General features: G+C 53.7%; 1 protein-coding gene. It reads right to left on the reverse strand.

What is annotated here, in order from left to right; all coding sequences use genetic code 11:
• Positions 1-464 (reverse strand): Ig-like domain-containing protein (locus CWC04_RS18725; RefSeq protein ID WP_249326205.1); only part of this gene is annotated, 464 nt, incomplete at both ends.

Raw genomic sequence — 464 nt, forward strand, 5'->3', positions numbered from 1 at the left:
GCGGTTGTTAGCCGACGCATCGGTAATGCTGGCGATAACACTGTAGTTGCCTTCAGCTAAATCAGTCGCTGGGGTGGCACTCCAATTACCATTCGCATCGGTTTGTACATCAATAGTTTGTACGGCATTGGCTGCATCGGTAAAGGTCACCGTAACGGTGCTGTTTGGTGCATCACTGGTGCCCGTAACTGTTGGCGAGCTGTCGTTGGTGAGCGCTGGTGCATCCACACTCACACTTGGCGCGGTGGTATCGATGTTACCGCTGCCAGAGATATCAGTGCTGTTACCTGCATCATCGCTAATGCTGGCCTCAATGCTGTACGGTCCTTCTGCAAGTGCCGTCGGTACTTCCACTGAGAAGTTGCCGCTCGCATCCACGGTGGTGGTAAAGGTTTGCTCTGCCCCTAAATCATCGATAACCGTAAAGGTGATCACGGTGCCTTCAACCGCATCACTGGTGCCGC

The organism is Pseudoalteromonas sp. S2893, assembly GCF_005887105.1.
Taxonomy (GTDB): Bacteria; Pseudomonadota; Gammaproteobacteria; order Enterobacterales; family Alteromonadaceae; genus Pseudoalteromonas; species Pseudoalteromonas atlantica.